This window comes from Wolbachia endosymbiont of Drosophila tristis (assembly GCF_028981745.1).
GTDB lineage: Bacteria > Pseudomonadota > Alphaproteobacteria > Rickettsiales > Anaplasmataceae > Wolbachia > Wolbachia pipientis.
The window spans coordinates 1-15,792 of the sequence record NZ_JAPQLN010000021.1; the positions used below are offsets into that span (position 1 = coordinate 1).

13 protein-coding genes and 3 pseudogenes are annotated in these 15,792 nt (G+C 34.4%); 8 read left to right on the top strand and 8 right to left on the bottom strand.

What is annotated here, in order from left to right:
• From OZD64_RS00170 to OZD64_RS00185, 4 genes are all read right to left on the bottom strand, one after another.
• On the bottom strand, positions 1-158 hold a 158-nt coding region (locus OZD64_RS00170), incomplete at its 3' end, for a transposase (RefSeq protein WP_274999096.1).
• Positions 159-237: 79 nt separating this feature from the next.
• On the bottom strand, positions 238-552 hold the full coding sequence (locus OZD64_RS00175) for an FtsB family cell division protein (RefSeq protein ID WP_010962526.1): 315 nt from the start codon (positions 550-552) through the stop codon (positions 238-240).
• 49 nt (positions 553-601) lie between these two features.
• On the bottom strand, positions 602-730 hold the full coding sequence (gene ykgO, locus OZD64_RS00180) for a type B 50S ribosomal protein L36 (RefSeq protein ID WP_006015378.1): 129 nt from the start codon (positions 728-730) through the stop codon (positions 602-604).
• A 49-nt stretch (positions 731-779) separates the two neighbouring features.
• Positions 780-1,610 carry a pyruvate, water dikinase regulatory protein gene (locus tag OZD64_RS00185; RefSeq protein WP_038198651.1) on the bottom strand — a complete coding sequence of 277 codons (831 nt, stop codon included), beginning with the start codon at positions 1,608-1,610 and terminating at the stop codon, positions 780-782.
• Between the two features lie 135 nt (positions 1,611-1,745).
• Between OZD64_RS00185 and ccmC the strand changes: the two genes are divergently transcribed.
• Together ccmC and OZD64_RS00195 are read left to right on the top strand one after the other, a co-directional pair.
• The gene (ccmC, locus tag OZD64_RS00190) at positions 1,746-2,456 is read left to right on the top strand and encodes a heme ABC transporter permease CcmC (protein WP_010962525.1); all 711 of its coding nucleotides are present in this window, start codon (positions 1,746-1,748) and stop codon (positions 2,454-2,456) included.
• 8 nt (positions 2,457-2,464) lie between these two features.
• The gene (locus OZD64_RS00195) at positions 2,465-2,881 is read left to right on the top strand and encodes a GNAT family N-acetyltransferase (protein WP_083250453.1); all 417 of its coding nucleotides are present in this window, start codon (positions 2,465-2,467) and stop codon (positions 2,879-2,881) included.
• Between the two features lie 51 nt (positions 2,882-2,932).
• Here the strand turns inward: OZD64_RS00195 and OZD64_RS00200 are convergent, their stop codons facing one another.
• Positions 2,933-4,528 carry a hypothetical protein gene (locus tag OZD64_RS00200; protein ID WP_038198650.1) on the bottom strand — a complete coding sequence of 532 codons (1,596 nt, stop codon included), beginning with the start codon at positions 4,526-4,528 and terminating at the stop codon, positions 2,933-2,935.
• 180 nt (positions 4,529-4,708) lie between these two features.
• Here OZD64_RS00200 and OZD64_RS00205 point away from each other — a divergent pair, with 180 nt between their 5' ends.
• The 5 genes and pseudogenes from OZD64_RS00205 (at position 4,709) to OZD64_RS00230 (ending at position 10,498) form a co-directional block, all read left to right on the top strand.
• Positions 4,709-5,986 (top strand): adenylosuccinate synthase, encoded by a 1,278-nt coding sequence (locus OZD64_RS00205; RefSeq protein ID WP_070357042.1) that lies wholly within the window; start codon positions 4,709-4,711, stop codon positions 5,984-5,986.
• Between the two features lie 103 nt (positions 5,987-6,089).
• Positions 6,090-6,818, top strand: a pseudogene (locus OZD64_RS00210) (IS5 family transposase).
• A gap of 251 nt (positions 6,819-7,069) precedes the next feature.
• A pseudogene (locus OZD64_RS06790) lies at positions 7,070-9,548 on the top strand (hypothetical protein).
• Between the two features lie 112 nt (positions 9,549-9,660).
• The gene (infA, locus tag OZD64_RS00225) at positions 9,661-9,924 is read left to right on the top strand and encodes a translation initiation factor IF-1 (protein ID WP_007550159.1); all 264 of its coding nucleotides are present in this window, start codon (positions 9,661-9,663) and stop codon (positions 9,922-9,924) included.
• On the top strand, positions 9,902-10,498 hold the full coding sequence (locus OZD64_RS00230) for a Maf family nucleotide pyrophosphatase (protein ID WP_010082554.1): 597 nt from the start codon (positions 9,902-9,904) through the stop codon (positions 10,496-10,498). Before infA ends, OZD64_RS00230 begins: the two co-directional genes overlap by 23 nt.
• On the opposite strand, the gene OZD64_RS00235 is transcribed toward OZD64_RS00230, so the two are convergent.
• The 3 genes from OZD64_RS00235 to OZD64_RS00245 form a co-directional block, all read right to left on the bottom strand.
• Positions 10,490-13,168 carry a hypothetical protein gene (locus tag OZD64_RS00235; RefSeq protein WP_274999093.1) on the bottom strand — a complete coding sequence of 893 codons (2,679 nt, stop codon included), beginning with the start codon at positions 13,166-13,168 and terminating at the stop codon, positions 10,490-10,492. The genes OZD64_RS00230 and OZD64_RS00235 overlap by 9 nt on opposite strands.
• Before the next feature lie 152 nt (positions 13,169-13,320).
• A complete protein-coding gene (locus OZD64_RS00240; RefSeq protein ID WP_153296804.1) occupies positions 13,321-13,479 on the bottom strand; it encodes a hypothetical protein in 159 nt (52 codons plus the stop codon).
• 35 nt (positions 13,480-13,514) lie between these two features.
• Entirely contained in the window at positions 13,515-14,858 is a 1,344-nt protein-coding gene (locus OZD64_RS00245; RefSeq protein ID WP_274999094.1) for an alanine:cation symporter family protein, read from the bottom strand.
• 375 nt (positions 14,859-15,233) lie between these two features.
• On the opposite strand from OZD64_RS00245, the pseudogene OZD64_RS06795 reads away from it, so the two are divergent.
• Positions 15,234-15,792, top strand: a pseudogene (locus OZD64_RS06795) (transposase); the annotation flags it as partial.

Here is a 15,792-nt window from a genome sequence, read left to right on the forward strand (position 1 = left end):
GACTTTTTTTCGTTATATTTCTTCATCCATTTTCCTAATACACTATCCCTTATTCCTAGATCTCTTGCTACTTTTGCAACTGGTTGACCTACCTTTCTTTGTTCATTTGCCAGTTTAACAGCTTCCAATTTGAATTCTGCTGTATATTCTCTTACCATTTCTAATCCTCCAAAATTTTATTTTACCCAAAAAAACTCTTTTCTTTCTCTCCACTTTTTCTGGGTAAGGTCACTACTGCTATTCCACGTCAAGAACAACCATAAGTTCATTAGGGTTCACATAACCTAAAGCATTTTTTGCTTGCTCATCAAGCAGATCTAAATCTAAGCTTTTTTCATATAAGCCAAATACTTTGTTGTCCAACTTTTCCTTTTCAGAAGAGACATCCTTTAGCAAAAGTTTATTGTACTCGATTTCTTTTTTTAAATCGATTAACGTCAATAAGCCACGTTTACCTGTAATTGTGCTAATGCTGAAATATAATGTAAGGGAAGAAATGAGTAAGGCTGCGCTTAAACACAGTAATTTTTGCTTCTTTTTAGATATAAGCACCGTACTTTCACATATAAAAAATATATAACATGAAAAGGTGAACAAAAAGCTAAGAACCTTGACGCGCTTTACACCTTGGCTTTACCTTATTTATAATGTAAACCTTACCACCCCTTTTCACAACTTTACAATTTTTATCTCTGTTACGATGAGATTTTAGCGACCCTTTGACTTTCATATCTATAGTAAGAATTAAATTACTTTACATTATAATCACTTATCAAGAGTTAGTCAATTGATAACATTTTATTAAAATATTGTATAATTGTTGCTGATACTTCTTCGATCGACTTTTGCGTGACATCGATAATTGGCCAGTTATTCTGTTTAAAGAGCTCCTCTGCTTCTTTAATTTCCTTTTCTACTTTCTCAGGGTTAGCATATATATTATTATCTTCGTTGTTAATTGAAGTAAGTCTATTTTTGCGTATTTCTATTAGCCTACTTACGTCTATTGTTACCCCTATCGTTAGTTTGTTTTTTAATTTTGCCAAGTCAACATAAAAGGGTACTCCACTAACAAAAGGAATATTTGCAACTTTATAGCCTCGGTAAGCTAAATACGTACTGGTGGGAGATTTTGATGTACGTGAAACTCCAACCAAAATTATATCTGCTTTATCAATATCTTGAATATTTTGTCCATCATCATGATTAATAGTGTAGTTTATTGCCTCAATGCGCTGAAAATATTTGTTATTTATCTCAGTATGCAAGTCAAGCTTTTCGTCTTTTTCAATTTCAAGATAAGACGAAATTTCTCTCATAATATGTGATAATATTGCTCTATAGGGAATTTTCAACTTTATACAGTTATCTTTTAGATATTTTCTTAGCTCATCATCAGTAATAGTGCATATAACAAAATTATGCTCATCACTTTTCCTATTAATTTCCTCCAGAATTTTGTCAATCTGCTCTTCTCCTTTTACAAAAGACCAAACATATTCGATCGTTTCTACAGAACGAAAGTGTTTCAGAGCTGATTTTGCAACTGATATAACAGTTTCACCACTTGAATCTGATACTAAGTGTAGATTAAGCTTTTTAAGGGTCATATACTAAAAATAATAGCTAGCAATCTGCTACTGAAATTATGCTAATTTGTTGACCTACGTAAATATAGAAAAACTATCCTGTTGATAAAACTCAAACTAATTGGTAAATTCTTAACACAATTATTCTCAAAACGAATGTTTTTATTAAAGCCTACAAATTTCTCTTATTTTTCTAAGAAAGCTCTACCTTGGCTTGGGGTTATTTGTTTCGCATGTTTTTTAATTGGAATGTCTTTGGCGTTATTCTTCTCTCCAGAAGATTATAAACAAGGAGAAATTGTACGAATCATGTACATTCATGTGCCTTCTGCATGGCTTGCTCTTGGAATATATGGATTAATTGCATCACTTGGTTTCATTTCATTGGTATGGAACAATAGCATTGCTAGTGTCTTGGCACATGCTGCTGCTCCTGCAGGGACAGTCTTTTCGGCAATATGCTTAATCACAGGCAGCATCTGGGGAAAAGGAACCTGGGGCACTTGGTGGGTATGGGATGCAAGGCTTACTTCAATGCTGATTTTATTTTTCCTATATGTTGGCTACCTTTCATTGTGGAGCGCTTTTGATAATGAAGCGAGGGCAGAAAAATCAGCAGCAGTATTTGCCATCTTTAGTGCTATAAATATTCCTATAGTAAAATTTTCCGTGAATTTATGGTCCACTCTCCATCAGCCAGCAAGCATTTTGAGAAAAGGTGGAATAGCAATAGAAAGTTCCCTGCTGTTGCCACTGGTTGCAATGTTTATGTTTTGTGCCACATTTTTTTTAGTAGTGTGGATACTGTATTCACTTTACTTAATTAATTTATATAAGATAAAGAGAGAAATCAGTATGCGGTATTAGGCCGAGAGATGAAAATAGAACACACCACATCACCAAGTAGCAAAGACATTGAATTCCTACTCAAAAAGATTAATGAAGAAACCGTTGATAAAGGTACGTGTAACCCATTTGCTTTTTTTATTCGCGATGATACTGAACAAATTATTGTAGGTTGTAGCGGTTTTGTTATCTATGGTTCAATTTACACTGACTTGCTTTGGGTGCACTCTGATTATAGAAGAAAAGGTATGGGAAAGCAGCTAATGGAAGAAGTTCATGATTATGGTCGTGAGATGCACTGTAAAATAGCAACCGTTGCAACCATGAATTTTCAAAAAGCGAAAGTATTTTATGAAAAGCTTGGGTATAAGTGTGATCTTGTACGTCCAGGGTATGTTAACATGTATATTTTTGAAGAAAGTGTTGTGAGATGCACTGTAAAATAGCAACCGTTGTAACCATGAACTCTAAAATATTTAAAGAGCCTACTAATATCTTTAAGGTAAATGTTCATGTGATTCCGCAGAATAATTCTGTTTTTTGATTCTATCTGTCCATTTATCATTTTCTATATCTTGTTTGTTGGTTGCTTTTTTTTCTTGCTCAACAATTGCCTTATCTATCTCCTTATGAATTGCATTAATCGCACCTCCTTTTTTGTATACTTCGCTTTTCCCTTCAATAATTAACTTAATAAAAGTATTTACAACAGACTGCACTTGATTATGATTAACCTGACCTTTTGTCAAAGAAGGTAAAGAGCCTAATTCCATCAATACTTCTGGTGCTGTTTTATCTTGAGTGGAAAGTCCTAAATTATCTGCTACTTTACTTATTAATAACTCTCTGTGTTCTTTATTATCTTCCAATTTAGCATAATCACTCAATAGATCTATAACGGTAGATACTCTGACTTCAACAACATCATCAACATCTTCATCTTCTAGAGCAACTCCTGACCCCAATAACCTCTCTCTGAGATTTTCGCTTAAAAGATTGATAAATTCTTCATTTGCATCTGATCCTGTGGTTGATATTGTACCATCTAAATAGTTACTTTGAGCACCGAAGCCATGCTCTATTTGTATTTTTGTCTCAGGTTTAAATCCTAATTTTGCACAGAATTTCTGAAAATATTCTTTAATAATGTCAAACAAGCTCTTGCCATTATCTTTATAATTTTTTAACTCTTTAGGAATAGTAAGTGACAATTTACCATCTCTGTATGTTACAAAGTCTTCACCATTGTGAGATTCAATTGTAAATTCCAATGAACTAGACAGATTACATATCTTATCGCCATGCATAACTTGATTTTTAACAGAGAGTATTGGTAGCCTCATATCAGATCTAATTCTCACATTATTTTGGTTAGCACAATCAATATTTATTACTTTTTTAGGATTTTCTACTATGAACGACTGTCCAAGTGCAAGTTGGGTTTGTATAAATGGAGCAGCCTCATACCCTGCTTGATTACAATTGGTAACTAGCTCTTCTAAAATAGCATCACTTGGAACTTCTGCCCCAGCGTATCTGAACATTTTTTTGAAAACTTCTTTTGCAAAGGAACGGTAATCCTTGTTTTCATCTTTCTCTGTTGGTAATAGATGGATATACCTTTGGCCAGCATTGTAAAATTCTTCAAATTCTTTCTTATATGAATCGGTTTTTTGATGATTGGCAGTTTTGGAATTTTCACAGTGATTTTTCCATAGCTCACCCAATGCATTACTTACAAGCTCTTTCTCAATATCTTCGAGTACTGAAGCAACAAAAGCTTTGCCATGATCCGTATCTATTTCTCTTGTTCCTTTTTTGTTAAATATTTCGTCATTATATATATCATCACTATTAAAAAGTTCGCTTTTGCGGTGCTTAGCTCCTTCCTTAAATGCAATAATAAGATTTTTATCTATTTCTTTTCCGTTAATAATAAAATTCATCCTTTGAAAATCTAAGAACATTGTTTCACCGGAATTCGCTAATTTATTATCTTGATCTGCTCTTAATTTACTAAAATTGAACTCTTTAGCTGTGGCCTTTAATCTAACTACTGGACTCTTATTATTTTTTCCTTTTGTCTCTTTCATAAATAACACCTTACTGTAAATATGCTGTAAGTTATATCATATAATGATGAATAATTTGGTAATATATTAAGAAAATCGACAGTATATTTCTTTATTTAAGGGGTGTAGGAAAGGCGTAGATTTCTCTTTCCATTTGTAGCGTACTGCATTAATATTTATGTATTAATCTAGAAAATAATGATGAATAACATTGTAATTGTTGGTCTGCAATGGGGTGACGAAGGCAAGGGTAAAATAGTAGATTATCTTTCTGAGAATGCAGATGTAGTTGTGAGATTTCAGGGAGGAAATAATGCAGGGCACACTATAGTAGTAGATGATGAGGTTTATAAATTAAATTTACTGCCCTCTGCTGTTTTGAGGCCAGGCAAAATATCTATCATAGGAAATGGCGTTGCTCTTGATCCACACGCTCTAATCTCAGAAATAGAGTCATTGAAAGTTAAAGGAGTAGACGTAAACTATAACAACTTGATGGTATCCGAGAGCTGTCCATTAATACTTAGCATACATAAGGACAAGGAAAAGCTATTTGAAGATTTAAATGGAAATCACAAAATTGGTACAACAAACAAAGGGATAGGGCCATGTTATGAAGATAAAGTTGGAAGGAGAGCTATACGCCTTTGTGACTTAGAAAACGCAGATGAGCTCAATAAAAGAGTGGATACTCTTTTGAATTACCACAATGCTATCAGGAAAGGCCTTAACTACCAGGTGGTTAAAAAAGAAGAAATATTAAAGGAAATTCAAGAGATTTCAGAAAAAATTCTTTCATATAAAAAACCTGTGTGGAAGATATTAAATGACTTGATGAAAGAAGGTAAGAAAATAATATTTGAAGGTGCCCAAGGCGCATTTTTAGATATCGACCACGGAACTTACCCTTTTGTTACTTCAAGTAATACTGTAGCATCGCAAGCAATAACAGGCTCAGGGTTATCCTCCAATGCTTACATTATTGGTGTGGTAAAAGCTTATACAACAAGAGTGGGCAATGGCCCATTTCCTACTGAGCAGAAAAATGAAGTAGGAGATAGCTTGTTTACTATAGGTAAGGAACTTGGAACAGTGAGCAATAGAAGAAGGCGTTGCGGATGGTTCGATGCAGTTTTAGTGCGCCAGGCCGTACAACTCTCTGGAGTTTCAAGCATTGTATTAACCAAATTAGATGTGCTTAATTCTTTTGATACAATTAAAATATGCACTGGTTACAAGTATAGCGGAAAAATGTATGATTATTTACCCGCATCGCATTCAATACAAGGGGAATTAGAGCCAATATATGAAGAGTTTCCTGGCTGGAAAGAAAACACTCAAGGTAAAAGGTCGATTGAAACATTGCCTATCAATTTAATAAAATATATAGAAGGGTTAGAAAAATTAATAGGTGTACCAATTCATCTAATCTCAACTAGTCCAAAGAGAGAGGATGTTATTAAGCTTAAAGATTTCTGAAAACGTCTTTGTATCTTAGAGCCTGTACGTAATCTCAAAAAAGAGATAAAGTGAGAGGATAAAGTATATAAAGTAGGATATGCGAAGTTTATAACCAAGTGACATAAGTCGAGAAAAGTTTGAGATTATTGTAGCAGATCTGGAATCTTGCAGAAAGAAGACAAAACCAAGAACACTTGATTTACATGATATATTTTGTGGAGTGTTATACGTGTTAAAAAGTGGTTGCCAGTGGAGAATGGTATCAAAAGAGTTCCCAAAATGGCGCAATTGTTACGACTATTTTAAGAAGTGGAGTAAAAAACCAGATGTAAATAAAGAAAGTGTTCTGGAGCTGGTATTAAAAAAAAATAATTGCGACAAAACAATGGTCGGAAAAGCTTCTGCATAATTGATGCACAGAGTATAAAAAATGCAGATACTGCTGAAGCTATGATGCAGGCAAGAAGATTTCAGGGCCGTATTGCAGTAGATACGCAAGCATGCAATTTATACAACAACAGCAGAGATAACTGACCGTAGCAGTGCTGTGAGAATGGTCGAAAATGCAAAAGAAAACCTCTCGGGAGTTAAAAATGTACTGGTTGATGCAGGCTATACTGGAGAGAATTTTGTAACTCAAATAAAAACGATTATTGGTGCAACCGTTGAAGTGATCAAAAGAAATGAATTACGTTCCTTTGTTGTATTGCCCAAAAGATGGGTTGTGGAGCGATCTTTTGCTTGGTTAGAAAAATGTAGAAGATTGTGGAAAAATTGTGAGCGAAAACTCAATACTAGCCTACAAATGGTAGTTCTGGCTTTCACTGCCTTACTTCTGAAAAAATTATGAACAGGCTCTTACTAACTCTTATCTAATAAAAAAAATACTTGTGTAACTTCGAATAGTCTATTATGCAAGACAACAGTATAAACATGTAGTAAGAAATGTATAATGAAAAATAAAAGCTCAAGTTTAACACTTGCAGTTATTTTTACACAATTAAGTAATCATAAAAGTTAGTGTAGGGCGAGGTTATACAGTTTGATTTCTTTTAATATATGTTAATTGGTATAATATAAATATAGTTAAGGAGGTGTATTATGATTGGAAGTTTGGCTAAAGAAGAAAAAACAGCAGAGGCAGGAAAAACAGGTGATCAACTTGAAAAGTGTATTGGACCAACTTCACTGAATAGGGAGGTTTATTACTCTACGCTTATCTACTATACATTAAAAGAGTTATATTCACAATTAGGTGATATCTCTTATGCTAATAAAACAAGATCAGAAAAAGAAATAATCAATTTTTATGTTCTACCTCAATTTGCACGTTTTAAAGAAATTATTGATGAAGATATAAAAAAAGATCCTTCGTTTGCAAATTCTGCTATTGTAAAGTTTTGCTCCTCAATTATAAAAAATAACAAATTACTTAAAGAATTAGAAGAAGTTAGTATTCCTGCCAAAAACTCTAGTGTAAAGGCAAGGGTAAGCTTTCAACTAAAAAATCTGAAAGAAAAGGTGTGGTTCTTAGGAAAACTAAAGGAAAAAAAGAATTTCACTTACGTGCAGAGGGCTTTTGGGGATAAGTGGAGTTTTTATGACCTAATAAATGATGGAGATTTTAAAAAAACGTACATAGATAAAGCAGTAACAGAGTCTGCTAATAAGAGCTTTAAGGAAGATATAGATAAATGCATAAAGTTGGCAGAGCAGGGAAAAGAAGCTGCAAGTAAATATCTTGGAGAGAAAGGCGTAGAGTTTCGAGCTTATTACACAGAAACTGATAACACTCATAGAGTTTTGAATATCAATCTTATTAATTACAATAGAAGTGAGCAAACCAGGATTAGTGACATTTTACAGCAAGAGAAAGATATTAAAGAGCTGAATATCTATTGCAATAAAAAACATGAAATACACTCTCATCGGAAAGGTAAGGAAAGATATTATGAATTTAAAGAGGGCGCATATTATGAAATGAAAAGCACTTGGCCTGTAAAGGATGGATCCGAAATGTGTACCATGATTATGAATGTGAGTAGCGATGGCATAACTGAAGTACTAAAATTTAATGATGAAGATTTTGTGCTATCGGATGAGATCTTAGAATTAATAAAGCAAAACGATGAATTATATATTCAAGGTCTCTCCTTATATGATGCTGTACTAGAAAAAGGTAAGGCTGCTGATGTTGTACCTACTGCTAATAATAATTTTCAAAATGAGTCTATAGCGGCCTATCGCGAGGAACCAGAGGGGGAATTAGACCCTAAAGTTGATGCTGACAATAGCCTTCCTCCTTCTATTAATAGCAATGCATCAACTCAAACGGAAGTCAATTTACAACACACTGAAACTCAAACAGAAGTTGCTTCACAACAAATCGAAACTAAAACGGAAGTCAATTTACAGCACACTGGAACTCAGACAGAATTTGCTTCACAACAAATGGATGAATTGATTTTAAATAATCAGATGCTGTCCGAAAAAAAACGTTGAATTGAAGCAAGAAATGTCAAATTTGAAAAAAGAAGCTGTTGAATTGAAGCAAAAAATAGAAGCAGGGTTGCAAGTGATAAATAAAAAGCACCATGAATTAATACAAGAAAATCAGCGACTACAGGAGAAACTAGAAACAACCCAAGCAGAAGCTAATCAAACAATTGTAAAGTTAGAGAAGCAGAATAGCAATTTACAAGACAGGTTTGAAAAAGAGGAGCAAAAAAACACGGAATTGCAAACTGAACTGGCACAAAAAAATGAAGAATTAGCAGGTGTGTTAAAAGAGCTACAAGGGAAAGCACAAGAACTTAAAGGTGTATATGAAGAAAAAAGAAAGCTAAAGGAAGAGCTGAAAATTGTTAATCCAGGAAAGAAGAATTTGGAAAAAGAGCTAAATCAAGCACGAGAAGATGCGGAACAGATAATGGTTGAACGACGCCAGCAGAAAGAGCGCTTGAAAGATCAGCTAAGAGAATTAGATCAGGAATATAAGGTACAAGTAGAAATTGAGCAAAAGATTAAAGAATCAGATAGGCAGGATAGCGATTTACAAGATACACTTGGAGAAGAGAGACTAAAACTCAACATTGAAGAACTAGAAAACGAGTACGAGGAATTTCCAGGAGATAAGGTGCTTACACTTGAACTCACTAAAGATGAAGATAAAGTCGAAGAGTTAAGAAACGAGCTAGAGCGTGAGAAAGAAAAGTGTAAACAATTATTAGAAGAAGAAAATGAATGGGGTGATGAATTGGTAGGAATGCTTGATGGACTGGAAGAAAAAATTCGTGCTGATGAACAAAGGAGCTTCAACAATCAATTAACGGGAGAAATTTCTAATGAGTCTGGTAATGCTCCACGACAGAAGAAAAGGTTATCCAAATCTTCAAGCGTTGATAATGAGTCTTATGTTCCACTGAGAGAGAAGACAACATTACTCAGATCTTTAAGCGTTGATAGTGGACTTGATAGCGATGAAGAAAATTGTGATAATGATTTATCTTTCAACATAAGTCCTATAAGTTCTATTGAGAAGGTGGCAGAGAGTAGAAACGTAGGTAGGGTATCATTGTGAAGATGGTTGGGGTTAAGTTGCAACTTAAGTGGGGCGCAAAAGGTCTTTTGTGTTGATAATAATTTAAAATCTATAGTAGACTAAAAAAGATTATTAAATTATAATATAACATATGATAAAAGACGAGAAATCGAAAACAATTTTTGAAGTGGAAGGGGCAGTAACTGCTTTACTACCTGCAGCAGAATTTAGAGTGAAACTGGACAATGAACATGAGATTATCTGTCATGTATCAGGGAAAGTGAGAAGAAGTAAAATACGCATCATTATAGGGGATAGGGTGTTAGTTGAGATGAGCATTTACGATAGGAATGCGAGAAAGGGTAGGATCATTAGAAGGCTTAAAGGTACAAGTGACAGAACGATCTCTAAATAATCTTATTCTTGCTTCATCATCGAAAAGGCGTATAGCTTTACTAAAACAAATAAACATTGAGCCAGGTTTAATTTTGCCAGCAGATATAGATGAAGCCCCTTTAAAAAAGGAACTTCCGAAGGATTACTCAATCCGTATGGCAAAAAGTAAAGCTGAGAAAATACAAAGTTTAAATCCAAATTATTTTGTGCTTGGTGTTGATACAGTTGTTGCTTGTGGTAGAAGGATATTGCTCAAAGCTGAAAACGTTGAGCAAGCAGAAAAATGTATCCGCTTGTTATCAGGAAGAAGGCATAGAGTATACACCAGTGTATGTCTATTAACTCCCGATCAATCTAAACAACATATCAGGACTGTGGTTACAATAGTGAAATTTAAACGTCTCAGTGAACAAGAAATTAAGTATTATTTAGCATCAGAAGAGTGGAAAAATAGGGCGGGGGGATGCAATATACAAGGCCTAGCTGGAGTGTTCGTATTGTTCTTACGCGGCTCCTACTCTTCCGTTATAGGGTTACCATTACATGAAACCTATTGTTTGCTAAGCAATTATTTTAACTTCAATTTATATTGAAATACCTTTATTAGTATCTTTTTTTTGTTGTGACTCAGCAACCTGTTTAGCCCAATCTAGTGGTCTTTTATTTCTGTTAGCTAATGCAATTCTATTGCGATCATAACCATCAGTGTGTTCTGTTAAAGTATCTCCTCTTTCTTCTTCTATTACTCCAGCTTTCAGTTGTGCTTCATCTTTCTCTAGTAATTTATATAGTTCGCTATTTTTATCTACAGTTGGATTAGTGTCATTATTTTCTCGTTCTGCCACTGTTTTTTCTAACCACTTACGTATAGGGTCATATTGTTTACCTTCTCCTATCTTTTCTAAAATGTTTTCTGAGAATGAATCTTTAGGAATATTTTCTTTAGTAGCCTGTTGTGCCGGTTCTCTTAACCCTTTATCCGGGTTTCCCAATGCTCCTTTTAACTCACTCGTATCTCCGATTTCTTTTGGTTCAATGTTTTCTAAGCTCTTCTTTAACTGTTCAGGATTTACTTGAGATTGTTCATTATTGTCATGAGTTGGAGATGAATAGCCCGAATCGTTTGCTTTTATGTCTGTTGAGCTGTCTTTTAGCAACCCAACTTCTCTCAAGCGTTTTTTAGTTTCTTCGCTAATCTGACTCTGATCAGCTGATTTTAACCCGAGATTTTCTTGACCTAATGTATTTTTAAGTTCTTCAAATAGAGTTAGATTACTTTGTCTAATATGTTCTTCTAATTTCCTTCCTACCTGTTTTAAATCTGTTTGAGATTTACTATCACTATTAGTTGGAGATATATAGCCTGAATCACTTATACTATTTGGTGTTGAAGCAGAGACACTAATAGTTGGACCTTCCACTATTTTTACATCTGCTAAATCGTCTTTTTGCAATCCATCTTCTTTATCTTGTGACAGTTTATCAGTAGGATCAACTTGCCTTAATCCTCTATTATCCTGCTGTGATCTATCTCTGATTTCTTTAAGAAGATTTTCAGGTGGAGTTTGATCACTTTGTTCAATGTTCTCTAAGCTCTTCTTTAACTGTTCAGGATTTACTTGAGATTGTTCATTATTGTCATGAGTTGGAGATGAATCGCCCGAGTCACTTTTATTATTGAGTACTGTAGCAGAGAGCGGCTGTTCACTTTCTTTCCACTTAGCATCACTAGCATCTTGGTTATCACTGTTATCTGGAGAAGATGAATAAGGAATTATGTCCTTTAATGTCTCTAACGGTGATGGGTTATTTTTTCTACTTCCTGCAATTGATGCTTTTCTATCATCAACATCAATGTGCCGTAAGTTGTTTTTCTTGAAATTTCTGATGTCTTGTAACAGATCGCCTTTGCTATTTCCTTCTTGTTGCTGGGTTTTAGGTTGTTGCTGATCATTAGGTGTTTGCTCACTTCTATCTGGTTTTTGGCTTCCAGGTACAGCATGTCCAAATGTAGGATTGTCATACCGTTCATCTTCTTGCCTATTATCTTGATTGTGGCTTACAGACTTGGTGAAAGTAGAACTATCTGAAGAATCAGAAGTTGCACCTTTTTGCTGATTATTAGGTGTTTGCTCATTTTCGCGCAAGTCATCTGGTTTTTGGCTTCCAGATTTGGCTCCCCCTTGCTCATCGAAAACACCTTTTTTAGGTGGTAGTGAACTAGTTCTAGGTGGAAGTGGCGGAGGAGTTTTTTTGTTCTGAGGATTCTCCTCAAAAAGCGATTGTAGGTTATAAACTTGACCTCCCGAATTTGCTTCTCGTGCTGCTTGTCTAAGCTCACGCTTTTCTTTAGCCTCCTGAGAATTAATTTTATCGTCAAAATCTTTTCCAATTCCGCTATCGTAAGACTGCCTTCTGCTGTTAGATTGTAGTCCAAAATGTGAATGGTGGTCTTCTTTTTTTTGAGTTATATCAGTAGCTTGAACGCTAACACCTCTATTAACATCAATTCTTGTTGTAGTTTCAGATGATAGCTCGTTACTGTCTTTATTATGTTGCATCTCATTCGCTTTTCCTTGTCCTTTCTCCCTGAATTGTATTTCATGCAAGAATAAACCACCTATTTTTACATCTCTGTTTACTTCTAACCGTTCTAGAGAAAAATCATCACCTTTAACAAGGTCTACACCGTTAGCATCAATCTTAATTTTGATCTTACATTCCTTCCCCTCCGCATACCACTTTAAAGTCATTTCATATGAACCATCAGTTACGACATAATGTCTTATTTTTTTCCCTTCTTCCTCGGCAACAAAACCATGCATTCCGCTCTTTCCATCACTATGCAATGTTGAAAATCCCGAGATTTCATTCTTCTCACAAAAATCACTGTTTAAAAATTCGCTGATTTTAAACTCTTTTTTGTTATTTCCCAGCGTAATACTTGCGTGATTACCGTATATTGAAACTCCTGCAACATCATCAACATACTCTTTCAACCTTTCTTTAACTTCACTTTCAAGGTCTTGTCCAGCTTTCTTTGTCTTGTCGCATTTCTGAAGAATAACTCCATATGCTTTATCTTTGTTTTCTTCTTCGTCACAATTCCAGTTGGCGTGTTTTGTTAAAAACTTTACTGTGTTAAAATCAACTCTAGCATTATAAATTGGGTCGTCTTCCTTTTTTATTTTATCAAATAAAGGAAAAATTTCTTGAATGCGCTCATTATAAATGTGTTCTTGTTGTGTATCGTTAGTGCCCATATATCCCTCACTAATAACCCTCTGCCTTTAGTTCTAGCTAATACTAGCTAATATAATTATCACAAGCATTGGTTGAATTTTTATTAAGGAAGGTTGTGTTACTAATGTGATGACACAAGCTATTTTATGGTAACATCAAACGATTTAAGTTGTCATTCCAGTCTGGAATCCAGCCTTTCACGAACCCCATCAAAAATGTTGTGTTTTAACATAAGATTAGCTACTTTTATGCTCACTAACTTAGTGCCAATCAAGATTCCTGGATCCCAGTGTCTGGGCACTGGGATGACATCCTTCTTGGCGGAAATCACTCTTATATCACAACAGCTGTATAGCCTAAATTGCTTTAGCTATAGCTCTGTTTTTGCAACTTCAAATATCTGCTACTCATAGTAAACACTTCTGGATCTTGAGAGGTTAGCTTGAGTATAGCGAGTATGTTGATAAACAACAAAGCAGCAATCGAGATATCAGCAACATCCCATAGCAACCGGACTTTACCTATCGCACCAAGCGGAATGATCATGGTAAAAATTACAATCCAGATTTTAGTGTATTTATTATCCATAGACACATAGCGTATTGTCTGTTTTGAGCAAAAAAACCAAGTAAAAATAGTAGTAAAGGCAAAACAAAACATTATGGCCATAATTAAATAGTCAATATAGGGCCAATTCATAGCTTTTCTAAAAGCAAATATGCACATGTTAGTACTCTCTAAATCAGTGACCCAAGAATCTGTGACAAGCAGTACCATTGTTGTAATAAACACTATGAATGCAACTATAAAAGGCGATATTATTGTGATTAGGCTCTGTTCAATAATAAATTTATTATTATTTTTCTTAGGAACAATTGAAGAATGTACGATTCCTTCGAGGCCAAGCCCTATATCTGTTGCAAAAATACCTCGCAAAGTTCCAACTTGAATAATAGTCAACATTTCTAAAATCAAACCTAGAGATAAACCAGAGTTAAAGCTACTAGTTGTAAAAAAACTGCTTGTTATTAGTTTTAGAGAAGGAAGAATATTTTCACTAAATTTAAATAATATGATACCGCAAAGTGTGAGGTAACTTACCGTCATTATCGGTATCATAGCCGATATAAAAATTTTAATTTTTTTAAAGCTGAGAGCTGCAACAACAAAAAATATTATGGCCATTACAATGCCACCAACAACTACAGGCACATCTATCATATTAAGTGGTATTGATAGAGAATTTACCTGAACAAGGTTACCAACTGTTATTGAAACCATCATCATGATAACTAGAAAGACAATTGTGGCCTTCCTAGAGTTAAACGCATCAGTCATGTAGGCTACAGGGCCACCTATAAACCGTTCGTTCTTTTCCTTTCTGGTTTTTATACTTAGATAACAAGTGACATATTTTATCACAGAAGTGATAACAATAATTATTGCCATCCATAAAATAGAGCCCGGTCCTCCGGTTTTTAGAGCAACAGCAGTTCCTGAAATATTTCCTACTCCTAAATTTCCCCCTAAAATTGTAAACAGAGCGGCTATAGAAGAAAATTTATTTTCTCCTTTTTTAGCTCCAAGGAGTGAAAGGGCGTATGGTAATCTAAATACCTGTAGCCATTTTAGTTTAATCGATAGGTAAACACCAGCAACTAGCATGAGTAATATTGTTGGCAGTAATAAAACAAACTTTACTGTATCCATCTGTAAAAGTGAGATTTTTATTTGAGTATACAACAAAAATTGAAAATACCTAACCTATTTTCTATGTATGACTTCGTTTCCGTCATTCTAGAAACCTTTTCTTGTCATCCAAGTAGCGTGACACATAACTGTACGAACATTGTAATATGGTACAATGTTAAGACGATGTCATTCCAGTGCTTGACACTGGAATCCAGCTTTTAATGCAACCCCTCACCAAAAATATTGTGTTTTAACATAAGGTTAGCTACTTTTATACTCACCAACTTAGTGTCCAATCTGGATTCCAGTGAGCTTTGTTGCATAGCAGCAGAAAAATTAGTGATTACTGACAAAATTCATTATAAATAGCGATTTAACTGTTGAAGAAAAAATATGCCACAAAAAATGAGGGTCAGTAACCATAGCGAATATAACAAATTTCTAGAAAAAAGAGGAAATATTTTTCATTATATCAACGAAGCCATAGAAAAGTGGTACGAGAATGGTCCAAAAATACCAGGTGGCAACAATATTTATAGCGATAAAGTTGTAATTTTGGTGCACATAATAACTTGTTTATTTAGAATAGGCCTGAGGCAAACAGTTGGGTTTATAGCAGGATACCTTGAGCAAATTGGGAAAAATTTGCAAGTTATCAGCTATTCACAATCATCAAAAGAAACTCAATATTAAGATCAATGATTGCAGAAAATAATATGGAAGATATCGAAATTGCTATAGACAGTACAGGAATTAGTATATACAACAACACTCCTGGTCATAGCAAAGAAAATAGCGAAGATAGAAAGTATCGCAGCTATGAACAGACAAGAAAATTGCATGTAATGTTGAATACAAACAGCAAAAAAGCCATAGCTGTAAAATACAGTAACGGCTGATCACTATGGAGCTTGTGATTTGCTAAAAGAAGTCGATTTTCAGTATGTCATAA